26 protein-coding genes are annotated in these 22,645 nt (G+C 62.6%); 13 read left to right on the forward strand and 13 right to left on the reverse strand.

The annotated features are described in order from the left end of the window. The first annotated feature begins 42 nt into the window (after window positions 1–42). On the forward strand, window positions 43–2,064 hold the full coding sequence (gene rpoD, locus AC1RZR_RS13660) for an RNA polymerase sigma factor RpoD (protein WP_379100570.1): 2,022 nt from the start codon (window positions 43–45) through the stop codon (window positions 2,062–2,064). Window positions 2,065–2,201: 137 nt separating this feature from the next. On the opposite strand, the gene AC1RZR_RS13665 is transcribed toward rpoD, so the two are convergent. Beyond that, window positions 2,202–3,257, reverse strand: a complete 1,056-nt coding sequence (locus AC1RZR_RS13665; RefSeq protein WP_481828607.1) for a TauD/TfdA family dioxygenase — start codon at window positions 3,255–3,257, stop codon at window positions 2,202–2,204. A 328-nt stretch (window positions 3,258–3,585) separates the two neighbouring features. On the opposite strand from AC1RZR_RS13665, the gene AC1RZR_RS13670 reads away from it, so the two are divergent. The 3 genes from AC1RZR_RS13670 (at window position 3,586) to AC1RZR_RS13680 (ending at window position 5,528) form a co-directional block, all read left to right on the forward strand. Beyond that, the gene (locus AC1RZR_RS13670; protein ID WP_111543731.1) at window positions 3,586–3,879 is read left to right on the forward strand and encodes a GYD domain-containing protein; all 294 of its coding nucleotides are present in this window, start codon (window positions 3,586–3,588) and stop codon (window positions 3,877–3,879) included. 151 nt (window positions 3,880–4,030) lie between these two features. Beyond that, complete coding sequence (locus tag AC1RZR_RS13675) at window positions 4,031–5,095, forward strand: DMT family transporter (protein ID WP_481828608.1); 1,065 nt, start codon at window positions 4,031–4,033, stop codon at window positions 5,093–5,095. Between the two features lie 40 nt (window positions 5,096–5,135). Continuing rightward, window positions 5,136–5,528: a thiol-disulfide oxidoreductase DCC family protein gene (locus AC1RZR_RS13680; RefSeq protein WP_481828609.1), complete on the forward strand. Its 393-nt coding sequence runs from the start codon at window positions 5,136–5,138 to the stop codon at window positions 5,526–5,528. A gap of 64 nt (window positions 5,529–5,592) precedes the next feature. On the opposite strand, the gene AC1RZR_RS13685 is transcribed toward AC1RZR_RS13680, so the two are convergent. Beyond that, the gene (locus tag AC1RZR_RS13685; protein WP_477270499.1) at window positions 5,593–5,850 is read right to left on the reverse strand and encodes a DUF2798 domain-containing protein; all 258 of its coding nucleotides are present in this window, start codon (window positions 5,848–5,850) and stop codon (window positions 5,593–5,595) included. Window positions 5,851–6,122: 272 nt separating this feature from the next. Here AC1RZR_RS13685 and AC1RZR_RS13690 point away from each other — a divergent pair, with 272 nt between their 5' ends. Continuing rightward, window positions 6,123–6,791: a PadR family transcriptional regulator gene (locus tag AC1RZR_RS13690; RefSeq protein ID WP_477270501.1), complete on the forward strand. Its 669-nt coding sequence runs from the start codon at window positions 6,123–6,125 to the stop codon at window positions 6,789–6,791. A 69-nt stretch (window positions 6,792–6,860) separates the two neighbouring features. Here the strand turns inward: AC1RZR_RS13690 and AC1RZR_RS13695 are convergent, their stop codons facing one another. Together AC1RZR_RS13695 and AC1RZR_RS13700 are read right to left on the reverse strand one after the other, a co-directional pair. After that, complete coding sequence (locus tag AC1RZR_RS13695) at window positions 6,861–7,121, reverse strand: YiaA/YiaB family inner membrane protein (RefSeq protein ID WP_379100560.1); 261 nt, start codon at window positions 7,119–7,121, stop codon at window positions 6,861–6,863. A 77-nt stretch (window positions 7,122–7,198) separates the two neighbouring features. Next, window positions 7,199–7,876, reverse strand: coding sequence for a PspA/IM30 family protein (locus AC1RZR_RS13700; RefSeq protein ID WP_477270504.1), 678 nt, complete (start codon window positions 7,874–7,876; stop codon window positions 7,199–7,201). A 183-nt stretch (window positions 7,877–8,059) separates the two neighbouring features. Here AC1RZR_RS13700 and AC1RZR_RS13705 point away from each other — a divergent pair, with 183 nt between their 5' ends. Both AC1RZR_RS13705 and AC1RZR_RS13710 read left to right on the forward strand, forming a co-directional pair. Next, complete coding sequence (locus AC1RZR_RS13705; protein ID WP_477270506.1) at window positions 8,060–8,701, forward strand: TetR/AcrR family transcriptional regulator; 642 nt, start codon at window positions 8,060–8,062, stop codon at window positions 8,699–8,701. Window positions 8,702–8,753: 52 nt separating this feature from the next. Next, entirely contained in the window at window positions 8,754–9,050 is a 297-nt protein-coding gene (locus tag AC1RZR_RS13710; protein ID WP_379100554.1) for an HlyU family transcriptional regulator, read from the forward strand. A gap of 31 nt (window positions 9,051–9,081) precedes the next feature. Here AC1RZR_RS13710 and AC1RZR_RS13715 read toward each other — a convergent pair whose 3' ends face one another. From AC1RZR_RS13715 to AC1RZR_RS13735, 5 genes are all read right to left on the reverse strand, one after another. Next, the gene (locus AC1RZR_RS13715) at window positions 9,082–9,876 is read right to left on the reverse strand and encodes an ATP-binding cassette domain-containing protein (protein WP_477270508.1); all 795 of its coding nucleotides are present in this window, start codon (window positions 9,874–9,876) and stop codon (window positions 9,082–9,084) included. Further along, window positions 9,876–10,973, reverse strand: a complete 1,098-nt coding sequence (locus tag AC1RZR_RS13720; protein ID WP_481828610.1) for an ABC transporter permease — start codon at window positions 10,971–10,973, stop codon at window positions 9,876–9,878. Before AC1RZR_RS13720 ends, AC1RZR_RS13715 begins: the two co-directional genes overlap by 1 nt. Before the next feature lie 55 nt (window positions 10,974–11,028). After that, window positions 11,029–11,985 (reverse strand): rhizopine catabolism ABC transporter substrate-binding protein, encoded by a 957-nt coding sequence (locus AC1RZR_RS13725; protein ID WP_477270512.1) that lies wholly within the window; start codon window positions 11,983–11,985, stop codon window positions 11,029–11,031. 156 nt (window positions 11,986–12,141) lie between these two features. Next, entirely contained in the window at window positions 12,142–13,041 is a 900-nt protein-coding gene (iolE, locus tag AC1RZR_RS13730) for a myo-inosose-2 dehydratase (protein ID WP_481828611.1), read from the reverse strand. Then, window positions 13,038–14,156, reverse strand: a complete 1,119-nt coding sequence (locus tag AC1RZR_RS13735; protein ID WP_481828612.1) for a Gfo/Idh/MocA family protein — start codon at window positions 14,154–14,156, stop codon at window positions 13,038–13,040. The genes iolE and AC1RZR_RS13735 overlap by 4 nt, the downstream gene beginning before the upstream one ends. A gap of 98 nt (window positions 14,157–14,254) precedes the next feature. Here AC1RZR_RS13735 and mocR point away from each other — a divergent pair, with 98 nt between their 5' ends. Then, window positions 14,255–15,724, forward strand: a complete 1,470-nt coding sequence (gene mocR / locus AC1RZR_RS13740) for a rhizopine catabolism transcriptional regulator MocR (protein WP_477270518.1) — start codon at window positions 14,255–14,257, stop codon at window positions 15,722–15,724. Between the two features lie 8 nt (window positions 15,725–15,732). Here the strand turns inward: mocR and AC1RZR_RS13745 are convergent, their stop codons facing one another. After that, the gene (locus tag AC1RZR_RS13745; protein WP_481828613.1) at window positions 15,733–16,935 is read right to left on the reverse strand and encodes an MFS transporter; all 1,203 of its coding nucleotides are present in this window, start codon (window positions 16,933–16,935) and stop codon (window positions 15,733–15,735) included. 249 nt (window positions 16,936–17,184) lie between these two features. Here AC1RZR_RS13745 and AC1RZR_RS13750 point away from each other — a divergent pair, with 249 nt between their 5' ends. Next, window positions 17,185–17,775, forward strand: coding sequence for a hypothetical protein (locus tag AC1RZR_RS13750; RefSeq protein WP_481828614.1), 591 nt, complete (start codon window positions 17,185–17,187; stop codon window positions 17,773–17,775). 346 nt (window positions 17,776–18,121) lie between these two features. Here the strand turns inward: AC1RZR_RS13750 and AC1RZR_RS13755 are convergent, their stop codons facing one another. Further along, a complete protein-coding gene (locus AC1RZR_RS13755; RefSeq protein WP_378917654.1) occupies window positions 18,122–18,580 on the reverse strand; it encodes an Lrp/AsnC family transcriptional regulator in 459 nt (152 codons plus the stop codon). 172 nt (window positions 18,581–18,752) lie between these two features. Here AC1RZR_RS13755 and AC1RZR_RS13760 point away from each other — a divergent pair, with 172 nt between their 5' ends. Both AC1RZR_RS13760 and AC1RZR_RS13765 read left to right on the forward strand, forming a co-directional pair. Beyond that, the gene (locus AC1RZR_RS13760; protein WP_477270523.1) at window positions 18,753–19,487 is read left to right on the forward strand and encodes an AzlC family ABC transporter permease; all 735 of its coding nucleotides are present in this window, start codon (window positions 18,753–18,755) and stop codon (window positions 19,485–19,487) included. Beyond that, a complete protein-coding gene (locus AC1RZR_RS13765) occupies window positions 19,484–19,783 on the forward strand; it encodes an AzlD family protein (RefSeq protein ID WP_477270525.1) in 300 nt (99 codons plus the stop codon). The genes AC1RZR_RS13760 and AC1RZR_RS13765 overlap by 4 nt, the downstream gene beginning before the upstream one ends. Before the next feature lie 56 nt (window positions 19,784–19,839). Here the strand turns inward: AC1RZR_RS13765 and AC1RZR_RS13770 are convergent, their stop codons facing one another. After that, complete coding sequence (locus AC1RZR_RS13770) at window positions 19,840–20,475, reverse strand: FMN-dependent NADH-azoreductase (RefSeq protein WP_481828615.1); 636 nt, start codon at window positions 20,473–20,475, stop codon at window positions 19,840–19,842. A 109-nt stretch (window positions 20,476–20,584) separates the two neighbouring features. On the opposite strand from AC1RZR_RS13770, the gene AC1RZR_RS13775 reads away from it, so the two are divergent. Next, a complete protein-coding gene (locus tag AC1RZR_RS13775) occupies window positions 20,585–21,544 on the forward strand; it encodes a LysR family transcriptional regulator (RefSeq protein ID WP_481828616.1) in 960 nt (319 codons plus the stop codon). On the opposite strand, the gene AC1RZR_RS13780 is transcribed toward AC1RZR_RS13775, so the two are convergent. Further along, entirely contained in the window at window positions 21,477–22,103 is a 627-nt protein-coding gene (locus AC1RZR_RS13780; protein ID WP_481828617.1) for a TetR/AcrR family transcriptional regulator, read from the reverse strand. The genes AC1RZR_RS13775 and AC1RZR_RS13780 overlap by 68 nt on opposite strands. Before the next feature lie 66 nt (window positions 22,104–22,169). Here AC1RZR_RS13780 and AC1RZR_RS13785 point away from each other — a divergent pair, with 66 nt between their 5' ends. Further along, the gene (locus AC1RZR_RS13785) at window positions 22,170–22,586 is read left to right on the forward strand and encodes a VOC family protein (protein ID WP_481828618.1); all 417 of its coding nucleotides are present in this window, start codon (window positions 22,170–22,172) and stop codon (window positions 22,584–22,586) included. The last annotated feature ends 59 nt before the right edge of the window (window positions 22,587–22,645 follow it).

Genomic DNA, 22,645 nt, shown 5'->3' on the forward strand with positions numbered 1-22,645 from the left:
TACGCGGCTTAGATGTCCGGCCGCTAGGAGAAGATAAAGACTATGGCGACAAAGGAAAAGGAAGAGGTCGAAACCGAACGCGAAGGCGCCACCGATGGGCCTTTGCTCGACCTTTCCGATGATGCTGTCAAGAAGATGATCAAGGCCGCCAAGAAGCGCGGCTATGTCACCATGGACGAGCTGAACTCGGTGCTGCCCTCCGAGGAAGTGACCTCGGAGCAGATCGAGGACACGATGGCGATGCTGTCCGACATGGGCATCAACGTGGTCGAGGACGACGAGCAGGGCGAGGAGCCGGAGGCCGGCGATACCGCTGCCGACGCCGAGGAAGACGCCAACGAGCTGGCCGAGCAGACCGGCACCGCCGTTGCCGCCACCACCACCAAGAAAGAGCCGACCGACCGCACCGACGACCCGGTGCGCATGTATCTGCGCGAGATGGGCTCGGTCGAGCTTCTGTCGCGCGAGGGCGAAATCGCCATTGCCAAGCGCATCGAGGCCGGCCGCGAGACGATGATCGCGGGTCTGTGCGAAAGCCCGCTGACCTTCCAGGCCATCATCATCTGGCGCGACGAGCTCAACGAATCCAAGATCCTGCTGCGCGAGATCATCGATCTCGAAGCCACCTATGCCGGTCCCGAGGCCAAGCAGGCGCCGGTGGTCGAGCGCATCGAGGAAGCCAAGGTCGAGGAAAAGCCGCGCCGTTCGCGCGACGAGGAAGAAGACGTCACCAATGTCGGCGCCGACACGCGCGGGCTGGTCGATGACGACGAGGAAGACGAGGACGAGGCCAGCCTGTCGCTGGCGGCGATGGAAGCGGAACTGCGCCCGCAGGTGATGGAGACGCTCGACGTCATCGCCGACACCTACAAGAAGCTGCGCAAGCTGCAGGACCAGCAGGTCGAGAACCGGCTGGCCGCGGCCGGCACGCTGTCGCCCAGCCAGGACCGCCGGCTGAAGGAGCTGAAGGACCAGCTGATCAAGGCGGTGAAGTCGCTGTCGCTCAACACGGCGCGCATCGAGGCGCTGGTCGAGCAGCTCTACGACATCAACAAGCGCCTGGTGCAGAACGAGGGCAAGCTGCTCAGGCTAGCCGAAAGCTACGGCGTGCGCCGCGAGGAGTTCCTGAAGGAATATCAGGGCTCGGAGCTCGACCCGAACTGGACGCGCGCGATCGGCAACCTGACCTCGCGCGGCTGGAAGGAATTCACCAAGAACGAGAAGGACGCCATCCGCGACCTGCGTGCCGAGATCCAGCATCTGGCCACCGAAACGGCGATCTCGATCCTGGAATTCCGCAAGATCGTCAACCAGGTGCAGAAGGGCGAGCGCGAAGCCGCGATCGCCAAGAAGGAAATGGTCGAGGCCAATCTGCGCCTCGTCATCTCCATCGCCAAGAAATACACCAATCGCGGCCTGCAGTTCCTCGACCTGATCCAGGAAGGCAATATCGGCCTGATGAAGGCGGTCGACAAATTCGAATACCGCCGCGGCTACAAGTTCTCGACCTACGCGACATGGTGGATCCGGCAGGCGATCACGCGTTCGATCGCCGACCAGGCGCGCACGATCCGCATTCCGGTGCACATGATCGAGACGATCAACAAGATCGTGCGCACCTCGCGCCAGATGCTGCACGAGATCGGCCGCGAGCCGACACCGGAAGAGCTGGCCGAAAAGCTCGCCATGCCGCTCGAAAAAGTGCGCAAGGTGCTGAAGATCGCCAAGGAGCCGATCTCGCTCGAAACGCCTGTCGGCGACGAGGAGGATTCGCATCTGGGCGATTTCATCGAGGACAAGATGGCGATCCTGCCGATCGACGCAGCGATCCAGGCCAATCTGCGCGAGACCACGACGCGCGTGCTGGCCTCGCTGACGCCGCGCGAGGAGCGCGTTCTGCGCATGCGCTTCGGCATCGGCATGAACACCGACCATACGCTGGAAGAAGTCGGCCAGCAGTTCTCGGTCACCCGCGAGCGCATCCGCCAGATCGAGGCCAAGGCGCTGCGCAAGCTCAAGCATCCGAGCCGGAGCCGCAAGCTGCGGAGCTTCCTGGATAGCTGAGTTGGGATTTGTCTGTTGCGAAGAGTTGAGGGCGCCGATTGGCGCCCTTTTTCGTTTCAAGTGGTTCATCAAGGAAACGCCGGACCGCTCTATAATTCAGGGGCGGAGGGCGTTTCACACTTGTCCTCGAATTGCTCCTACAACGGCATGTTCAGCCGCGCCCCCTTGACGATGATGCCGCCTCGATTGCCGATCTCTATCGAGCCATAGCGTTGCCTGAAGCACTCAGGCAGCGGACGGTCGCCCGGGACCGACAGCCACAGGCGCAGCATATGGCGTCGTTTGTCCTGGTCTGGCCAATCCCGAAAGCCCATGCGGTCATGAAGCAGCGAGTGATTGTAGACAAACTGCATGTCGCCGGGCCGCAGCCGCATCGACAGGTTTAGCTTCGGGTCGTTGGCAAGGCTGTCGAAGAGATCCAGCGCTTCGACATGGGCGGCGCTCAACCGCATCGCATCCGGGAATCGCTGCGCGCTGTCGACGTATTGGCGCTGATAGATTCCGGTCAGCAATCCCGCATGCCAGTTGAGGATCGGGATTTCGAAATAGGGCTTTTCCCCTTCCGGTATCTCGCCGCGCCGGTCGGTCGCAATCGGATCAAACAGCAGGCGGACCAGATCGGGTCGCCTTTTGCGCATCGCGTTGTAGATCGTCACAGTGCTTACCAGCAAAGATTCGCCGCCTTGCATGGCATCGCGCAGGCAGAGCAATCCGACGACATCGGCCGAGTCTGTGTGAAATGTCTGGCGTTCCGAGGTCTGGTATATGCGTGTCGTGGCGTCCTTGGCGTCGGCGCCGATGTCGCGGACATGGCCGAGGATATGGCCCTGGGCATTCTGGGATCGTGCGCTTCCCAGATGCGCGCCAATCCCGCAGAAGATCGTTGCCGCCATTTGCGCGGAGTATCTCTCCACCGGGAGACCGCGAAGCACCTCGAACCCAATGCCTACGATCAGTTTTTCGCGAAGGGCGGCAAGATGACCGGCAAGCCGGGGCAGCGGAAAATCGGCCTTTGTCAGGTTACCGATGTCCTGCGAACCAGCGAGAAAGCCGGTTGCCGCCAATTCCAGTTCCGCGACGTCCCGCGCATCCAGTTCGATCAGCCAATGCTGGGGATGCCTCGCCATCTCCTCGCCGGTCCATGCAGCAGGACTTTCGATCGATTCCGGCGGCAGATCGATGGTCTCGCGCATGAAGCTCTCCGGCAGCTGGATCGGTTTCGGACGTCGGCCGGGGATTTTCGCCAGATCGACGGCCACGACGGAGATTGCCGCAACCAGGCGGGTTTTTGAACCGACTTTCGCTGGTCGGCACCGACTGTCTTACGGTCGCTTTGCCGCAGCCTTCAAGGCGCTTGGCGCGAGGCTCGCCTTCACCCGGCAATAGGGCGCCGGCGCGGTAGTCCTTGCAGGACGTTCGCCGCGGGAGGATAGTTTCGCATCGGATGCATTTTCTGGGCGACAAACCCGGATGCCCGCCCCGGCGAAGCCGCCGTGCTCCGTGGCCCGGAGGGAGGTGTGCATGACAAGCTACATCGTGCTGATGAACTGGACGGAACAGGGCGCCAGAAATGTGCGCGATTCACCGAAACGACTCGACGCCGCCAGGAAACAGCTGGGAGACATGGGCGGATCGTTCAAGGCGTTCTATCTGACCATGGGTGAATACGACATGGTGGCGGTGCTCGAAGCGCCCGACGACGCGGTGCTGGCTCGATTCTCGCTGATGCTGGCGGCGAGTGGCAACATCAGGACGCGGACGCTGAAAGCCTTCCCCGAATTCGCCTACCGCGAGATCATCACCTCGCTCGGATAGAGCCCTGAAAAGCGGGATGGACAGTTTGACGATCAGGCGCAGTGTTGACGGCGCCTGATCGTTCAGCCGACGCGCTTCAAGTCTCTGTTTCATGCATATCGTTGTCCCAAAACCGCTGCGCGGTTTGGGCGACATGCACTAGAATGCGGCCATGTCCGAACCGAATTCACATGCGCATCTGTGGCCCGGCGTGCCGCTTGCTCTTGGCTCAGCCATCCTGTTCGGCGCGGCGCCGCCGCTCTGCAAGCTGCTGCTCGACAGCGTCAACCCCTTCATACTGGCTGGCCTGCTCTATCTCGGCGCCGGTGCCGGGCTGGCCTTGTATCGCTTGCTTCGAGGCAAGCAGGCTGCAGCCGGCGAGGCGCAGCTGACCGCTGGGGATATTCCCTGGCTGGCCCTGGCAATCGGCATGGGTGGTATCGTTGCGCCGGTGCTGCTGATGTTCGGCCTCAGCCTCAACACCGCGTCCAGTTCCGCGCTGCTGCTCAACCTCGAAGGGTTGGCGACGATGGCGATCGCCTGGCTCGTCTACCGTGAGAATGTCGACCGGCGCCTGCTCCTGGGCGCCTTCTCCATCCTTGCCGGTGCCGTTCTGCTGTCGTGGCAAGGTCAAGGCGTCACCTTCAACCTTGGCGCCGTGCTGGTCGCCGCGGCGTGCCTGGCATGGGGGCTGGACAACAATTTCACACGCAGGATCTCGGCCACCGACCCGGTGATGATCGCCATGCTCAAAGGGCTGGTGGCGGGTGTCGTCAATGTCGGGCTGGCGCTTGCCGGCGGGACTTCGTTTCCCCCGATGTCAATCGTCGCTGTCACCGCGGCCGTCGGCTTCCTTGCCATCGGGGTCAGCCTGGTGATGTTCATCGTGGCGCTGCGCCATCTCGGCACTGCACGGACAGGGGCCTATTACTCGCTCGCCCCCTTTATCGGCGCGCTGCTGGCAATCGCCATCCTGGGTGACGCCGTCACGCTCAGGCTGGCGGTCGCCGGGCTTCTGATGGGCGTCGGCCTCTGGCTGCATCTGTCGGAACGCCATGAGCACGAGCACGAGCACGAGGAAATGGAGCACGAACACAGCCATGTGCATGACGAGCACCACCAGCACGATCATGACGGACCGGTGAGCGAGCCGCATTCGCACTGGCACCGGCATGCGCCCATGCGTCACCGGCACCCGCACTATCCCGACCTGCACCACAGGCATGGCCACGGCTGAGCATGATCCCAAAAAACAGGTGCGGGTTTTTGGAAGCATCATGCCCGAACAACGAACCAAGCCTTTGCTGACCGTCTGGTACAACACGCGCTGTCCGGTTTGCGATGCCGGCATCAGCCGGCAAAAGCGGCGCCTGCTCGAAGCGGTCAGGGCCGGGCGGATCGAGTTTCGCGACATCAACCTTGAACCGGCAGCACTTGCCGGATCTGGCGCGTCGCTCGCGGATATCCGCCGCCGGCTGCACGCCACCGACGCGGACGGCCGGCTGCTGGTCGGCGCCGATGTCGCGATTGCCGTGTGGCTGATAACGCCGGGCGAGGGCTGGCTGGCCATGCTGTTCGGCAATCCGGTTGTCTTGCCGCTGACGCGTTTTGCCTATGATCGTTTCGCCGACCTGCTCTACGCCTGGAACCGCCGCAGGGGCCGCTGGTAGCGGCTCGTCATCGGTGACCAGGGCGAATGGAGGAAAACATTGGCGGACCTCCAGTCGCCGTGCCTTATCGGCCGGCCGGCTCGCAGAGCGCGCCGACGATGCGGCGCACCACCGGCAGCACCAGCAGCAGCGTCGGAAACGCCACCAGCCAGGACAGGCCCCATGCGGTCATCCAGATGGACGGCAGGTTGGGGTGGAAACCAAGGCTTTTCAGCGTCGAGATGAGCGAGACGATGAAGGTCATCAACAGCGACAGCACCAGCGGGCTGAGGATGGCAGCATAGCGCGCAGGCAGCTTCCTGCGCCGATTTCTTGCAGTCATTTTGGGAGGTTCCCTGAAGTGTCCGGTCGCTCGCATTTGGCATCCATTCGCCGGTGATCGGCGCAATTGCCCGGAAAGACCGGGGTTGGATGCGTTGCTTGACGTCAGACGCTTACGGAGCAGCCGAGCTGCCCGTGGGCCTTCTAGCGGCACGTTTCGGCAAAATCAAGCCTCTGGCGCGGCAGTCAGATACATCGTAAGATATATCTTGACTCCAGCGTCTGGTGCGCCTAATTAAGATATATCGTAAGATAGAACTCAAGGAGCAATCAATGCACAGACATCATCATTCTGGCGAGCACCCGTTGCGCGCTTTCATGCACATGGCCGGCAAGCTCGGCGGCCGTGGCGGCGGTTTCGGTCCATTCGGCCATGGCGGTCGTGGCGGCGGACGCGGTGGCCCCGGCGACATGTTCCGCGCCGGGCGCATGCTGGCCGACGGCGACCTCAAGCTGATCACGCTGTCGCTGCTGGCCGAGGCGCCGCGCCATGGCTACGACATCATCAAGGCCCTCGAAGAGCGCACCAGCGGCATCTACAGCCCGAGCCCGGGCGTGGTCTACCCGACGCTGACCTTCCTGGAAGAGGCCGGCTATGCCGCCTCCGCCGCCGACGGCAACAAGAAGGTGTTTTCGATCACCGAAGCCGGACAGGCGCATCTCAACGACAACCGCGAGATGATCGACGGGGTGCTCGAGCATCTCGAGCGCTTCGGCCGCAAGATGGCCAAGGCGCGCGACTGGTTCGGCTGGAACGACGAGAGCGAAGAGGGCGGACGTCGTGGCGGCCGCTCGGAAGCGCGTGACGAGTTCCGCGCCGTGCGGCACCGGCTGCGCGCGGCCCTCGGCGACTTCGTCGATGCCCCGGCCGACAAGCAGGCCGAAGCGATCGCCATTCTCGAAGGCGCCGCCGAGGCGCTGGAGGCACTGTCGCGCAGCTGAGGCCGTCTAATCCAGCACAGACAAAAAAGCCCGGGAGACCCGGGCTTTTTCATCTCCAGGCGTGCTGGATCATTCCTTACCGACATACTCGCTGATCAGCTTCTCGTTGCGGGCCTTCTCGATCTTGGCGGTCATCTCGGCCGACAGGCGCTCGTCGGTGCGGTACTTGACCAGGTTCACCAGGCTGCCGGTGAGCAGCAGGATGCCCATGGCCCAATAGCCCTTGGTCGACAGGTCGACCGGCGCCAGCCACAGCGACAAGCCGAGCATGAAATAGGCGGCACCGACCGAAATGGTGTTGAACATGATGTAGGTCTGGTTGGCGTTCATTGAAGTTCTCCGTTGGTTTGACGAAACGTGGCTTTGATGGATTTGGGTTGATGGAAATCAGGTCTGGAAATGCGTTTTCAGTTGATGGTCTTCAGGCGCTCGAGCACGTCCTTGGCGCGCACTCTCACCGCTGGGCCATGCCCGGCGTCGGCGAGGCGGTCGCGGATAGCCTCATGCCGCAGCTCGCCATCGATCTCGTCGAGGATGCCGGCCTCCTCGAATGGGTCGCTGCCTGCCTTGATGCGGGCCAAAAGGTCTTCGGCCTCGTTGAGACTTGCCGACTGACCGATCGACCTGACGAGGCGTGACTGCGCCTTGCGCTCGGCATCGATGGCGCGGGCCGAGATCATGCCCTGGTTGAGGTCGATGATCCGGCGATGCGCCCGCTCCACCGAAACGCGCATCCGCAATGTCTTCTCGCCAAGGCTATGCACGGTGGCGCGGCGGACCTCGCGTTCGTTCTCCAGCTCGGCAACGGCTGCCGCGCCACTTTCGGCAAGCGCGTCGTTGCCCGCGGCCAGCGCGCTGATTGTGCGTCTTTCCAGATCGGCGTGTCGGCGATCGAGCTGGTCGAGATTGGCCTGTTCGGCACGCTGACGGACAATCAATGAGGCAAGCGTCTGCTTGGCGGCGGTGAGACCCGTCTCGGCGTCGCGGATCCGCTGCGCCAGAAGGTCGATGGCGAAGCGGTCCTTGAGGCCGTCCTCGGCCCGCGCACTGGCGCCGTCGAGCAATGTTCTGATCAGGCTAAGCATTTTCTTCTCCCTTCGTTCCAAGTGGTTGAAACGTGTTCACGAACCCAACATAACAGGAAATGAACATTGTTCAAGAGGTTTTTGAACGCTGTTCACGAATTCCAGGATATGGTAAACAAAGGAAAGAACGAGGCTGTGAGAGCGTGGCGCGTCACAGTGGACGCGCAGGCAAGAAGGATCGATATGGCACTGGACAAGGAAGAGATGAGCGAGCGGGTGCTCGCCATTGCCGAGACGCTGATCAACGACGGCGGCATGGATAATCTGAAGGCGAGGACCATCGCCGAGCAGGCGGGTATCTCGGTCGGGTCGGTCTACAATCTGTTCGCCGATCTCGATGAGGTGCACCGTGCCGTCAACATGCGGCTGCTCGACCGGCTGGGCGTAGCGGGTGCGGCGGCGATGGCCGATCTCGGTCGGCGCGGAGTGACGGATGTTCGCCAACGCCTGCTGGCGCTCGCCGGCGCCTATGTGCGCTTCGTGGAAGTGCATCCCGGCAGCTGGCCGGCGCTGCTCGCCTTCAACCGCCGGCGCGCCGTGCGCACCGAGCCGGATGCCTATGAAGCGCGCCTCGACCAGCTGTTCGAGATCATTGCCGGCGTGCTTGCCGGCGGCGACTTCGACCTTGACGATGAGACGCGCCGGATCGCTGCCCGGACCCTTTGGTCAAGCGTGCATGGCATCGTCACCAGCGGCTATGCGGCCAAATCGGTCCGCCGGCAGGCGGACGAGATCGGCCAGCAGATCGACCTGCTGGTCGACGTCTTCATCAGGGGGCTGGAACGCGGCGGCACATTCGCGCATGCTGGGACAACAACGCCGTGAATCGCGAACAGGGCAGGCCGCGATTTGCAAGGCGAACAGGGAGATTTGAGCGATGTCTTTTCTAAAACGTCTTTTCGGCGGCGGTGGCGGTGCTGAGGCTGGTGAACCAAAAAGTGCCGCGCCAGCCAAGCAGGTTGAGCACAAGGGTTTCCTGATCAGCGCCACGCCTTACAAGGCCGAGGGCCAGTACCAGACCTGCGGCATCGTCTCCAAGGAGATCGATGGCGTCATCAAGGAGCACAAATTCATCCGCGCCGACCGCTTCGCCGGGCTCGACGACGCCGTCGACATCTCGATCAAGAAGGGCATCCAGCTGGTCGACGAGCAGGGCGAGCGGATATTCGGGTAGCTCCGCTTCAACGCTTGACCATCTGCTTAGCCTACGCGGGACTGCTTTTGGCGACCTTGCTCAGCTCCTGTTCCAGATCCACCAGCTCCTTGCCGCCGGCCATCAGATTGAGCAGCTGATCGCGATCGATTTCGCTTTTCGCGTAGGTGCCCGTGCATCTGCCCCGCTTCAACAGGGTAAAGCGGTCGCCGACCACATAAGCGTGATGAACGTTGTGGGAAATGAAGATGACGCCGATGCCGCGCGCCTTGGACTGGACGATGAGCTTCAGGACCACGGACGCCTGATGCACCCCCAGCGCCGACGTCGGCTCATCCAGGATCAGCACCTTGGCGCCGAAATAAACGGCGCGGGCGATGGCCAGGCACTGCCGTTCCCCGCCCGAAAGCGTGCCGACGGGCTGTTCCGGATCGCGCAGCTGGATGCCCATCGCCGACAATTCGTCATACGCGGTGCGGTTGGCGAACTCGGCGTCAAACTGGCTGATCGGGCCGAACTTGCGCATCGGCTCGCGCCCGAGAAAGAAGTTTCGCGCCACGCTCATCAGCGGCACCAGAGCCAGGTCCTGGTAGACCGTTGCGATGCCGCTGTTGCGCGTATCGGCCGGCGACGCAAATCGTGTCGGCTTGCCCTGGACGCGGATCTCACCCTCGTCGGGCGCGTAGACGCCGGACAGCGTCTTGATCAGCGTCGACTTGCCCGCACCATTGTCGCCGAGCAGGCAATGGACCTCGCCGGGGCATACGTCGAAGGACACATCCTTCAGTGCAACGACCGACCCGAAATACTTGCTGACCGACTTCAGTTCGACATAGGGCTCGGTCATCACCGGCTCCTCATGGCGCGGTTGCGCACATAGCTGTTGAACAGCACCGCGATGACCATCATGGCGCCCATGAACAGCTTGAACCAGTCCGTGTCTATGCCGGTGTAGAAGATGCCCATCTGCACCACGCCGAAGATCAACGCGCCGAACATGGCGCCGATTGCCGATCCGTAGCCGCCGGTGAGCAGCGTGCCGCCGATGACGACGGCAATGATGGCCTCGAACTCCTTCTGGGTGCCGCGCAACGTGTCGGCCGAGCCGGTGACCAGGACCTGGATCGCCGCAAAAAGCGCGGCCGCCATGGCCGTCATGACGAACAGCGTGATCTTGGTGCGCGCCACCGGCACACCGAGATTGCGCGCGGCATTGGCTTCACCACCGGCGGCGAAGATCCAGTTGCCGAAGCGGCTACGCGTCAGCAACCAGGTGCAGAGCAGGGTCAGTACGATCCACCAGACGATCGACACTGGAATGCCGGAGATCGACGGCAAGCCGTCGGCCCGCTTGCCGACCAGGCCGATGTCCGAAAGCCACGCGATGAGGCCGGAAAACACCTGTCCCGAAAACAGGCTGTTGAGAGGATCGTGCAACGCCAGTTCATGCACGCCCGACACCTGGGTTCGCCCGGATATGCCGCGCGTCAGGCCGAGCGTCAGGCCGCGCAGCATGAACAGGCTTCCGAGCGTGACGATGAAGGAGGGCAGTCCGGTCCTGACAACGGCAAGCCCGTTGAGCGCGCCGATACCGCCGCAAACTGCGAAGCAAAACAGCAGTGAAAGCCAGATCGGCCAGCCCCAGAACACGGAGGGGATGGCGATCAGGATTCCGGCAAAGCCAATCATCGAGCCAACCGACAGGTCGAACTCGCCGGCGATCATTAACAGGGCCACGGGTGCGGCGAGAATGCCAAGCTGGGCCGAGACCTCGAGGAAATTGATGATCCCCTTGGCACTGAAAAGTCCCGTATTTCCCGCCGTGATGGCGAAGAACACAAAGACCAGAACGGTCCCGGCCGCCGCACCGAGTTCCGGCCTGCTCAGCAGACGGCTCAGGCGGGAGACGGACCGGACCCGCTCGTCGCGAATCTCTGCAGCCATGGATGCGTTACCTTCATCGGTGAAAGCGGCCGGGCCGAGGCCCGGCCGCGAGCAGTCAACGCTTCCCCAGTTTTGCCAGGTCGATGACCGAGGCGGCAGTGTCCTTGGTGACGAAACCGGGACCGGTCGGATAGTCGGAGATCGGCATGATCTTGTACTTCTTCCAAAGGTCGAACATCGCGACCGGGATATAGCCCATGGCATATTGCTGGGCGTCGATGCCCCACTCCATCTTGCCGTCAACAACGGCCTGCAGGATCGTGGGAGACAGATCGAACGTGCCGGTTTTCACCTTGCCCCCGAGGCCCATTTCATCGAGCGCGGCCAGTGTCGGTTCGGCACCGCTGGCGCCGACAGCGAGAATAAACTGCGTATCGGCATGGGCGGTCATGTAGGCGATCATGCGGTTCTTCATTTCCGTCGGGTCGATGACGCCATTCATCACCGGAACGTCGACGCCCAGGCCCTTGGCAAAGCCCGCGCAGCGATCGTCAAGGCTGGAATTGCCCACCTCGTGGTTGGCGCAGACCGCCTTGGTGAGGCCGAGCGCCTTGATGCGCTCGCCGGCCATGACGCCGGCCTGAAATTCGTCCTGTCCCATGAACAGCAGGCCGCCAAGATCATGGGTCAGCTTCGAGCCGCCGGAATCGATGACGATGACCGGGATGCCGGCAGCAATGGCATTCTTGACCGGAGTTGAAAGGGCCGCGGCGTCAGGGATCGAAACAACCATCCCATCTGGCTTCGAGGCTGCAATGGCGTCGATCATCTGCGCCATCTTGGCCATGTCGAAGGTTTCCGGCGCCAGATATTCGGCCTTGACGCCCAGAGTCTTGGCCGCGTCGTCCATGCCGTTCTTCACCACCGACCAGTAGGGGTCGCCGCTCTGGCCATGGGTTACAAACACCACGTGCGTCTCGTCGGCGGCCGCAAGGCTGGTGGCCGCCGCCATCATTGTGACGCCGGCCAGCAGGCCGAGCGCAGGCTTTATCAATTTCGCAAGTGAAAACATAACAACCTCCTGTTTGTTTTCCGCCGCCGCAGTTACGGTCGGCAGTCCAGTTGCCCCTTCAAGGTGTGTTGTTATTACCTGACCTCGATCTTCGCACACCTTTGTCCAGTTTCATTCATCAGCACTGGTTCCCCAGAGGCCGCATGGCGGCCCCGATCATTCCATGATGGTAAATCCGGCTTCGCTGGCCATGCGCGACAGGTTCTGGAATCCCATTGTCGCAAAGGTCAGCGGGTTGGCCTTGCTGGGATCCTGCTCGGCCTCGACGACCAGCCAGCCGCTGTAGCCGTTGTCGGCAAGCACGCGCAAAATGGCCGGATAGTCGATGAACCCGTCGCCGGGAACGGTGAATATCCCTTCCATGACCGCGCCCATGAAACTCATGTCTTGCGCGCGGGCACGATCAAGGACGGCTTTGCGCGCGTCCTTGCAATGCACATGCACGACGCGTTTGACGTGCGCCTTGATCAAAGCCAGCGGGTCGCCGCCCGAAAATATCGAATGGCCGGTGTCGTAGAGCAGGCCAACCGCCTCGCCGGTGTGCCGCATCAGCAGGCCCACCTCGGCATCGGTCTCGACGATGGTTCCCATATGGTGGTGAAAGGCCATGCGCACGCCGAAATCCGCCATCCGCTCGGCCAGCGCGGTCAGCTTGCGGCCGTAGGCCGGCCACTCCTGCGGGCTCAGGGCCGGGCGCTGCGAGATCGGCCCCCAGATGGCGTTATGACGCCCGCGCGAGGTGTCGGCATAGACAACATGGGTCGAGCCCATATCCTTCAACAGTTGGAGATGCGGCATGATCGCATCCATTTCCGCGCTGACATCCTTCTCGTCGCAGCGGCCATCATACCAGCCGGAAATCACGGCAAGGCCATAGCGTTCCATGATCAGCTTCAGGTCAGCCGACCGGCGCGGAAACTTGCCGCCAAGTTCAGTGCCGGAATAGCCGGCCTGTCTGGTTTCGCTAAGACAGACCTCAAGCGGCGTGTCGCCGCCGAGTTCGGGCACGTCATCGTTGCTCCAGGTGATCGGATTGATGCCGATGCGAACCGTCACGGGCGAACTCCTGGCTGCTTGAGTTGGGCAAGGTGATGCCGCGTGAGCCCGGCCAGCAGCGTCATGTCGCGACGGGCGTGCTCGGCGGTGTTGCGCACCGGCGTGCCTTCGACGATCGCCGACCAGAAACCTTTCAACTCCTCGACAAACGCCTCTTCGTAGCCGCTGCGGATGTCGCGGCTGGACAGGGTGTGGCCGTCGCTGGTGCGGATGGTCAGCCGCGTCGCCTGGTGATTGAGGTAGGGCGAGGGAAATTCCAGTTCGAGCGAGGCGTGGTCGAAGTAGAGGGTTATGCGCTCGCGGTAGTCGGCGAGCCCAGGTACGGCCAGATGAACCATGTTCCACAGCGCCTGGCCGCCGAGCAGCCGCACGGCACCCTGGGCGCCTTCGCCCCTGGCAAAAAGCGAGGCGCCGACAATGTCACCCTCCGCGATCCCCAGTGCATCGAGCAAGCCGTGGACCGCGTTCACGTCGTGCACGATCGCCGAACAATAGGCGCCGACAAAGCCGCGAAAGGCGTCGGGATCGTCCAAACCGGACACCGCGCGGTCCACCTGCTCGCGCTGCCTGGCTTCGGTCGAGGCAACCAACCCCGCCGCCACGTCGTCGCCCCGGCATGTGGAGTGATGCCGCACGAACGGCCACGCGTCGGGATCATTGACCTCGACCGAGATGTAGCGAAGCGTCCGCGCCGTGCCTGGCAGCATTTTCAGCGCCGCCTCGTAGCTCGGATCGAAACGCTTCATGTAGCCGACTTGAAGCACCTTGCCGGCGCGATCCCTGGCGGCGATCAAGTCGTCGATATCCTCGGCGCTATAGCAAAGCGGCTTTTCACAGAAGATGTGCAGCCCCCTGGCGAAGGCGGCGAGAGCCTGTTCCCAGTGCAAGGCATCGGGCGAGGCTATGACCACAGCGTCAAGCGGCATGGCAAGAAGCTGGTCTAGATCGGCGAATGTCGTAAGTCCGAATTCCTCTCCAACAAAGGCGCGGACTTTGCGCGAAGGATCATAGACGCCGAGGATCTCGAACTGCCGGTGCAATCTGAGCAGATTCGGAATGTGCTCGACCTGGGCGACGCCACCCGCACCGATCACTCCCACCTTTATGCACTGCATCGGTCAGCCCCATCTGAACCCGAACGCATTTTTCTTGAGCCTAGGACTGCTTTGGTTCCATTGTTAGAACCAGATTGCATTGATTTTTCGGAACCAGGATGAAGACCAGTTTTCCGATCGACGGCATCGCACTGGATCGCGGCAGTTCCGCCAACCTGCACCGGCAGCTCTATGCCCAGTTGCGCAGCCTGATCGAACGGCGCTTGCTGCCGAGCGGCCACGCGCTGCCCTCGACACGGGTCATGGCACGGGATCTGCAGGTGGGCCGCAACACGGTGATTGCCGCTTGCGACCAGCTGGCGCTGGAAGGTTATCTGGCCATCCGGCCACGCAGGCCCTCGCTGGTCATGGATCTGCCGACCCGTTCGACCGCGGCGGAGCATGTGTCGGCCGAGGACGAGAACCCGATATCTCTGCGCGGGCAGACCATGCTCGCCCAGCCATATCATCACGGCCGGCCCGGCATGCTTGCCTTTCATCCCGGCATGCCGGACCCGGATAATTTCCCGTTCAACACCTGGTCGAAACTGCTCAGCCGCCGGGCAAAATTCGCGCATATCGACCTTTTCGGGACCTATCACGTCAAAGGCTATCCACCGCTTTGCGAGGCGATAGCCCGCTATCTCACCGCTTCGCGGGGCGTTCGGTGCACCGCCGAGCAGATCGTCGTGACCAACGGTGCCCAGTCGGCGTTCGATCTCCTGGCCCGCCTGCTGATCGATGAAGGCGACACGGTGTGGATGGAGGAGCCAGGATATTACGGAGCGGGTTCGGCTTTCGTCTCGGCGAGGGCGAAACTGGCACCGCTGCGCGTGGGCAATGCTGGCTGGAACCTCGATCCGCCTCCCGTCATTCCGCGCATGATTTTCGTGACGCCCTCCTGCCATCACCCGCTGGGCATAACCATGCCGATGGAACAGCGGCTCAATCTCCTGCACATGGCCGAGACCTGGCGTTCATGGATCATCGAGGACGACTACGACGGCGAATACCGTTTTCAAGGGCAGCCAATTCCGGCGCTGCAGGGCATCGGTGCATCAAACCGGGTGGTCTATGTCGGAACCTTCGCGAAGATCCTGTTTCCGGCCATGCGCCTCGGCTTTCTGGTGGCGCCCAAGGCAATAGACCATACAATCGTCTCGGCGCTGAGCGTGACCGGCCAGTTCGCCCCATTGCTTGCCCAGGCTGCGCTGGCGGACTTCATGAACGAGGGCCACTTTACCCGCCATCTCCGGCGCATGCGGCGTCTCTATGCGGAAAGGCGCCAGTTCTTCCTGGAAAGCGCTCAAAGGCATATAGGAGAATGGCTGGATTTCCATGCCACCGAATCCGGCATTCAGGTTGTCGGCATTTTCCGCGAGAAATGTAACGACGCGGCCATTGCCGAGGCGTTGCTCCAGCAAGGGATCAACGTCTCGGCTCTATCGATCCAGTATCGTCACGGCACAAAACAGAACGGTCTTGTCATGGGCTTTGCGGCTGCCGATGCGCAGACAACCGAAAAGACCATGCAAAAATTTAGGGCCGTGCTGAAAGCCCATTTCTCACGAACAAACAATCTCACGTAACCCCGAGATTACGCGGTCTGCAGTTCCCGGCGCGGCAGTGGCGGGAAGGCGATGGCGATGCCGACCGCGCCGAGCCCGATGATGGCGGAGCCGATGAACAGCCAGGAATAGTTGGCATAGGCATCGAACACCATGCCGCCGGCCAACGGTCCGAGCGCCATGCCGAGGCTGGACAGCATGGTTGCAGCGCCGAACACGGTGCCGAGGATGCGCTGGCCGAAATATTCTCGCGCCAGCACCGCATAGAGCGGCATGACGCCGCCATAGGTGGCGCCGAAGATGACGGCGAGCATATAGAACTGCCCGAGCTGGCTGATGCTGAGATAGGCGGCAATGACGATCGCCTGGATCGCCAGGCCGGCGATCAGCACCGGCTTGACGCCCAACCGGTCGGCAAGCACGCCGTAGAGAAGCCGGCCGCCCAGGCCAGCAAGGCCCTCGACGCTGTAGATCGAGACCGCCGCCATCGGCGCCACGCCGCACAGCATGGCATAGCTCACCATGTGGAAGATTGGCCCGGAATGCGCGGCACAGCAGGCAAAGAAGGTCAGCCCCAGCACGATGAACTGCGGCGAGCGCAGCGCCTGGCCAACCGTCAGGCCGGCGCCCTCGGCAACCGGCGCGGAACCGATATCGGCCACGGCCGGCTTCGGCGGCTGACGGACCAGCAGCACGGCCGGCAACAGCAGCACCCATGCGGTGATGCCGATGTCGAACATGGCGGTGCGCCAGTCATAGGCCGAGATCAGCCAGCGGGCGAAGGGTGAGATCGTCATTGGAGCGACGCCCATGCCGGCCGAGACCAGCGAAACCGCAAGGCTGCGGTTGGTGTCGAACCAGCCTGATGTCAGCGCGATCATCGGCGCGAAAAAGGCACTGGCCGCGAGGCCGACCAGCACGCCATAGGTGACCTGGAAGGTCAGCAGCGAGCCGGTGCGGCTGGCCAACACCAGCGCCAGCCCGAGCAGCACCGCGCCGATCATCACGACGATGCGGGCGCCAAAACGGTCGGACAGGGCGCCCCAGGCGAAGCCGCCGAGGCCCATCACCAGGAAGTTGAGCGTCATGGCGCTCGAAATGCCGGCGCGCGACCAGCCGGTGTCGATCGCCATCGGCTCGAGGAAGATCGCCAGCGAAAACATCGTGCCGATGGCGACACAGGACATCAGCGCGCCAGCCGCGACGATGACCCAACGATAGGAAAGGTTCATGTTTTTCTCCCATGCCAGAGGGCAGCGCTACGCGCTGCTTGCATCCCGAAGGACGCTGACGCAGAGGCCGATCCTACAATCCGGTTGCATTTTTTATCCAGTTTGACGTGACGGTGTTTTCCCGTCGGCCGGGCCGCATTCCGCCGGCGCTATTCATGATCGGTGTGGCATCGGCTGACTTGCTGCGGTATTGATGGGCGATCTTTCTTCAGGGCGGTCGGACAAGGCCAAGACATCCGTTTCATGATCTTGGTCTTCAAGCTGCTCAGCACGCCGCTCCTTATCCTCTGTCTCACATTGCTGAGCCGGCGTTTCGGGCCGGCGGTGGGCGGGCTGCTGATGGGGATTCCATTGGTGACCGGCCCCGTATCGGTCTTCACCGCATTGGAAAATGGTGCGGCGTTCGCTCAGCACGCGGCAGTGGGCAATCTGGTGGGCCAGGTGTCAACGTGCATCTTCTGCTTCGTCTATGCCCGCGCCGCCAGGCGCTTCAACTGCTGGGTCAGCATGATCACCGGAGTCGGCGCCTTCTTTCTCGCCACTTTTATCTGGAACCTGTCCGCCTGGACATTCGCGCAGGCTATTGGGCTGCTTCTGGTGACGTTGTTCTTCCTGTCCTTCCTCACCAAACCGGTGAATATGGAAGCACTGGCCAGGATAGCGCCCAGATGGGACCTTCCCGCCCGGATGGCCGTTTCGACTGGCTTCGTCTTTCTGATCACCCTATCGACCAGATACCTTGGGCCGGAGCTCAGTGGGCTTGTGGCACCGTTTCCCGTATTCGTTCTTGTCCTGGCGATGTTCACCCATCATCAGCGGCCGAGCGCCCGCCGCCGCTAATCTGTTGCGTGGCGTTATCGTCGGGTCGTTCTCTTTCGCGGCCTTCTTCACGGTCGTGGCTTTGGCGCTGTCCGACCACTGGCTGCCTTTTGCTTATGTCTTCGCTACGCTGTCGAGCATGGCAACCACCAGTGCGATCTATTTCTGCACAAGGGCCACTCCGTCTGTCGGGGCCACTCCATTGATTGGCTCGCTTGGCCCGAAAATCTCACGCCAGGATGGTTCACCCTGAAGCAGAAAGGCGGGCGCCGAAGCGTCTGGCTTTTCAATTTGGATGACGGGCGTTGTCCCAAAGCCGCTTCACACCCCGAGTCGAGCCCGAAGGATATGCTTTGAGCGGCATGCGTCAGATCGGCAGTTCCGACGTGTATTTGATCGTCTGGCTGGGAACGTCGGTCTTGACGTTCTGCACGCCCTTGATGCGGCTCAGATGCTCGGACTGGAAGCGGCGGTAGTCATCGATGCCGGCCGCCACCACGCGCACCATGGCATCGCAATCGCCGAGCATCAGGTAGCATTCCATCACCTGCGGAAGCTTGGCCACTTCAGTGGCGAAATGCTCGATCGTGTCCTCGTCCTGCGCTTTCAGCCAGATGCGGGTGAAGAAGGTCAGGCCCTTGCCGATACTGGCCGGGTTGAGCACGGCGACATAACGGTCGATGACGCCGGCTTCCTCCAGCAGCTTCACGCGCCGCAAGCAAGGCGATGGCGACAGCCCGACTTCGTTGGCCAGATCGTTGTTGGCCATGCGGCCATCACGCTGCAGCGCCCGCAGGATCCGCTTGTCGATCTCGTCCAGCTTCATGGCTATGGATTCCATTCGTTTGGCAATTTGCGGCAGTCAATGCCAAAATTCGATGAAGTACAACAATCTTCGCAACCAAATTGCGAGACGTTATCAGTATGGTTGCTGCCGACATCACGTGATTTCAAACGCAACCGAAAGCGGCGGCCGCGAGGCCAGCCCGTGGAAAACCATGAGCATTTCACAGGCAGTCGAGACGGCAGGCGATGGTTCGAGGTCCGAGTTCCGCCGTGGCGTGGCGTCGTGCGCGCCGGTGCTGTTCGGCACCATCCCCTATGCGCTGGTGCTTGGCGCCCAGGCCACCCAGAAAGGTTTGAGCGTTGTCGAACTGTCGGCCATGACAGGGCTGAATTTTGCTGGCGGCTCGGAATTCGCTGCGATCCAGCTGTGGACGTCGCCGCCGCACATCGTGCTCATCGTCGCCATCACCTTCCTGGTCAACAGCCGGCATCTGCTGATGGGGGCGGCACTGGCGCCGTTCCTGCGCCACCTGCCGCGGCGCAAGATGTTTCCTGCGCTGTTCTTCCTATGCGACGAAAGCTGGGCGCTGGGCCTTGCCGATGCCAGACAGCGTGCCGCGGCCGGTGTCACGCCGGCTTTCAGCCCGCGCTATTATATGGGCGCGGCGCTGGCGATGTATCTCACCTGGGTGGTCTTCACCACGACGGGCGCCTTGCTCGGCCCGATGCTGGGCCATGTCGAGACCTATGGTTTCGACATGGCTTTCCCGGCCGTTTTCCTGGTGTTGATGCGCGGCATGTGGAAGGGCGTGGCCGCCGCGCGGCCCTGGCTGGTCAGCCTGGTCGTCGCGGCATTGGTCTACCTCTTTGCTCCCGGCGCCTGGTATGTCGCCGCGGGCGCTGTGTCAGGGCTGGTCTCGGCCTGGTTCCTCTGGAGAGAAACATGATCGACGCGGCGACCCTGCTTACCATCGTGCTGATGGCCGGTGTCACCTATCTGACCCGGATCGGCGGCTATGTGGTGCTGCGCAACCGCACGCTCAGCGCCCGCGCGACGGCGGTGATGGAAGCAGCACCCGGCTGCGTGCTGATCTCGGTGATCGCGCCGGCCTTCGTGTCGAGGAACCCGGCCGACCTTCTGGCGCTGGCCATTACCTTTGTCGCTGCAACGCGGCTTTCGATGTTGCCGACTGTGTTGGTAGGGGTCGCTTCGGCGGGCCTTTTGAGACACCTCATCGGCTAGAACGAAAAAGGCAGGCGAGGGCGCCTGCCTTTTCGATGCGGATGACGATCAGTGCTTTACGCGGCTGCCTCAACATCCCTGCTGGCTGCCACCACGGCATCGACCTTGGCGGTCGCCTTGGCGAGCGCGGCGATGACCGCGTCAGGACCCATGCCGACGCCTTCGATGCGGATGACGTCGACATCGGTCATGCCGATGAAGCCGAGCACGCTGCGCAGGTAGGGAATGGCGTGGTCCATCTGCACGGCGGCACCTTCGGAGTAGATGCCGCCCGAGGCCAGCACGATATAGACCTTCTTGCCGGTGACGAGGCCCTTGGGGCCGTTCTCGCCATAGGCAAAGCTCTTGCCGGAGCGGGCGACGTGATCGACCCATGACTTCAACGTCGAGGAGATGTTGAAGTTGATGAAGCCGGTGGCGAGGATCACCGTGTCGGCGGCGAAAAGCTCGTCGAGCACGACGTCGGAAACGCCGACCACTTCAGCCTGGCGCGGGGTGCGCGCTTCGGCCGGTGTGTAGATGCCGGTCGAATAGTCGGCATCGATATGCGGCAGCGGGTTGGCGACGAGGTCGCGCACGACCAGCGTGTTCGACGGGTCGGCGGCGACAAGCTTTTCAGCGAATTCCGTGGCGATGCGGGTCGAGTGCGAAGCAGCGCCGCGCGGGCTCGATGTGACGAGAAGGATGGACATGTTGGCTCTCCAGGGTTGGAATAATTTGTCCCGGCTGATATGGGGCCATCGACCCATTTGAGAAACTGGTATATTTTCTATACAATCCATCCATAAAGTGGATATGGCCATGCAGCCCAACCCGACGCTCGACCAACTGCAAATCTTCTTGTCTGTCGCCGAAACCGGCAGTTTCTCGGCCGCCGGCCGCAAGCTCAACCGGGCGCAATCGGTCATCAGCTATGGCATCGCCAACCTAGAGGCGCAGCTTGGGCTGAAACTGTTCGAGCGCGAGGGCACGCGCGAGCCGCAGCTGACCGAGATCGGCCGGGCGATGCTGGAAGATGCACGGCGCATGGTCGGCGTGCTGCAGCGGATCCGCTCGCGTGCCGATGGCCACCATCAGGGACTGGAGGCCGAAGTCGCGCTGTCGGTCGATGCTGCGCTGCCTTCGCCAGTGCTGGTTCGGGTGCTGAAGGCATTCGAGGCGCAGTTTCCGACCGTGATGCTGCGCCTGCATATCGGCTCGCTTGGGTTAATCCCGGATCACGTCGTCAATGGACAGGCCGATCTCGGCATTGGCGGCCTGCTGGGCGAGGTCGATGATGTCCATCTTGTGCGCATCGGCTTCATGTCGATCGTGCTGGCTGCTGCGCCCAGCCACCCACTGGCGCTGCTGCCGAAGCCGGTGGCGATCGAGGATGCGCGCGAACACATCCAGCTTGTCGTCACCGACCAGTCCGAACGCACGAAGGGACGCGACTTCGGTGTCTTCGCCTACCGAACCTGGCGGCTTACGGATATGCGCACCAAGCATATGCTGATGCGCGAGGGGCTGGGCTGGGGCGGGCTGCCGCGCTGGCTGATCGCTGACGATCTGGCCAGTGGCCGGCTGGTGGAAATCGACCTCGAGCCTTTCAGGGAGGTGAACTCGCCACTGTTTGCCATGCATCGCAGCGACAGCAGCCCGAAGCCGGCGGCGGCCTGGCTGATCGAGCAGTTCAAGCGCCAGCTCGGCTGCTTCAACGAGTTCGAGCCGGGCGAGGTGCCGGATGAGGAGCCGGAGACAATCCATCGATCAGCGCCATGAGAACGGCGCGGTAATCCTCGGCTGACGCGCCGGCCTCGATAGCCAGCGCCGCGCGGTCGAAGGCGGAAGCAAGCAGCGCGGTCAGCGCCTCGGCCGGCAATCTCGTCATCGCCTGCGCCCGCATTGCCGCGACCAGCCCCTCGCGCAGCGAGCGGTTGCCATGGCGGTCGTCGATCGCGTCCATGGCGGCGCGGCCGAGCACGGCCGGACCATCGAGCAGCAACAGCCGCGTGCGGCCGGGCGCGCGCATGGCGGCGAGATAGGCATCCGACCCCGCAATCAGCGCGTCGCGGGCAAACAACGAGGGCGGCGAGGCGCGCTCGATCTCTTCGGCGACAGCTGCCGCTTCCTGCTCGACCACGGCGGCAAAAAGCGCCTGCTTGTCGGCAAAATGGTGATAGAGCGCGCCGCGCGTGACGCCCGCCGCGGCGACGATCTCGGGCGTCCCGGTCTCGGCATAGGATTTTTCGGTGAACAGTTTGCGCGCCGCGGCGATCAGGTCGGCGCGGGTCGCCTCGGTGCGGTCGCGGTTGGAGCGGCGCGTGGAATCCTGTTGCATGCATGCAGCCTGTATGTTATTTCGACTTACATGCAGACTGTATGTTGTTTGACGGGAGAAGGAAAGATGAAGACCACGAGCTATTACCCGGTGCTGATGACAGGCGATGTTGCCAGCACAAAAGCCTTCTATATCAAGCATTTCGGCTTCAAGCCGCTGTTTGAGAGCGACTGGTACGTGCATTTGCAATCGGCCGAGGATCGCCGCGTCAATCTCGGCATCGTCCATGGCGATCATGAAACGATTCCCGAAGAGGGGCGGGGTCGCACGTCCGGCCTGCTGATCAATTTCGAGGTCAGGAACCCAGATGCTGTCTACGAACGGATCACCGCCGCCGGCTTACCGATCTTGTGCAGCCTGCGCGACGAGCCCTTTGGCCAGCGCCATTTCATCACCAAGGACCCCAATGGCGTGTTGATCGACGTGATCAAGCCGATCCCGCCGAGCCCGGAGTTTCAGGCGCAATTTACCGGGGGTGCCTGAATCTGGCAGCAACTGTCGGCAGAGATGTGCGGCGGCTCCGGCTGCGTGACCTGGCGGGC

The sequence above is a fragment of the Mesorhizobium bavaricum genome (assembly GCF_056781655.1).

Bases quoted from the DNA above. Each gene is read 5' to 3' on its own strand.
- rpoD (WP_379100570.1), top strand. From the start codon at position 43: ATGGCGACAAAGGAAAAGGAAGAGGTCGAAACCGAACGCGAAGGCGCC.
- AC1RZR_RS13715 (WP_477270508.1), bottom strand. From the start codon at position 9,876: ATGACCGAGCCCTATGTCGAACTGAAGTCGGTCAGCAAGTATTTCGGG.
- AC1RZR_RS13745 (WP_481828613.1), bottom strand. From the start codon at position 16,935: ATGAACCTTTCCTATCGTTGGGTCATCGTCGCGGCTGGCGCGCTGATG.
- AC1RZR_RS13710 (WP_379100554.1), top strand. From the start codon at position 8,754: ATGTCTTTTCTAAAACGTCTTTTCGGCGGCGGTGGCGGTGCTGAGGCT.
- AC1RZR_RS13765 (WP_477270525.1), top strand. From the start codon at position 19,484: ATGATCGACGCGGCGACCCTGCTTACCATCGTGCTGATGGCCGGTGTC.
- AC1RZR_RS13775 (WP_481828616.1), top strand. From the start codon at position 20,585: ATGCAGCCCAACCCGACGCTCGACCAACTGCAAATCTTCTTGTCTGTC.
- AC1RZR_RS13685 (WP_477270499.1), bottom strand. From the start codon at position 5,850: ATGACTGCAAGAAATCGGCGCAGGAAGCTGCCTGCGCGCTATGCTGCC.
- AC1RZR_RS13675 (WP_481828608.1), top strand. From the start codon at position 4,031: ATGTCCGAACCGAATTCACATGCGCATCTGTGGCCCGGCGTGCCGCTT.
- AC1RZR_RS13735 (WP_481828612.1), bottom strand. From the start codon at position 14,156: ATGCAGTGCATAAAGGTGGGAGTGATCGGTGCGGGTGGCGTCGCCCAG.
- AC1RZR_RS13725 (WP_477270512.1), bottom strand. From the start codon at position 11,985: ATGTTTTCACTTGCGAAATTGATAAAGCCTGCGCTCGGCCTGCTGGCC.
- AC1RZR_RS13695 (WP_379100560.1), bottom strand. From the start codon at position 7,121: ATGAACGCCAACCAGACCTACATCATGTTCAACACCATTTCGGTCGGT.
- AC1RZR_RS13665 (WP_481828607.1), bottom strand. From the start codon at position 3,257: ATGCGCGAGACCATCGATCTGCCGCCGGAATCGATCGAAAGTCCTGCT.
- AC1RZR_RS13670 (WP_111543731.1), top strand. From the start codon at position 3,586: ATGACAAGCTACATCGTGCTGATGAACTGGACGGAACAGGGCGCCAGA.
- AC1RZR_RS13690 (WP_477270501.1), top strand. From the start codon at position 6,123: ATGCACAGACATCATCATTCTGGCGAGCACCCGTTGCGCGCTTTCATG.
- AC1RZR_RS13780 (WP_481828617.1), bottom strand. From the start codon at position 22,103: ATGCAACAGGATTCCACGCGCCGCTCCAACCGCGACCGCACCGAGGCG.
- AC1RZR_RS13705 (WP_477270506.1), top strand. From the start codon at position 8,060: ATGGCACTGGACAAGGAAGAGATGAGCGAGCGGGTGCTCGCCATTGCC.
- AC1RZR_RS13680 (WP_481828609.1), top strand. From the start codon at position 5,136: ATGCCCGAACAACGAACCAAGCCTTTGCTGACCGTCTGGTACAACACG.
- mocR (WP_477270518.1), top strand. From the start codon at position 14,255: ATGAAGACCAGTTTTCCGATCGACGGCATCGCACTGGATCGCGGCAGT.
- AC1RZR_RS13760 (WP_477270523.1), top strand. From the start codon at position 18,753: ATGAGCATTTCACAGGCAGTCGAGACGGCAGGCGATGGTTCGAGGTCC.
- AC1RZR_RS13770 (WP_481828615.1), bottom strand. From the start codon at position 20,475: ATGTCCATCCTTCTCGTCACATCGAGCCCGCGCGGCGCTGCTTCGCAC.
- AC1RZR_RS13785 (WP_481828618.1), top strand. From the start codon at position 22,170: ATGAAGACCACGAGCTATTACCCGGTGCTGATGACAGGCGATGTTGCC.
- AC1RZR_RS13720 (WP_481828610.1), bottom strand. From the start codon at position 10,973: ATGGCTGCAGAGATTCGCGACGAGCGGGTCCGGTCCGTCTCCCGCCTG.
- AC1RZR_RS13755 (WP_378917654.1), bottom strand. From the start codon at position 18,580: ATGAAGCTGGACGAGATCGACAAGCGGATCCTGCGGGCGCTGCAGCGT.
- AC1RZR_RS13700 (WP_477270504.1), bottom strand. From the start codon at position 7,876: ATGCTTAGCCTGATCAGAACATTGCTCGACGGCGCCAGTGCGCGGGCC.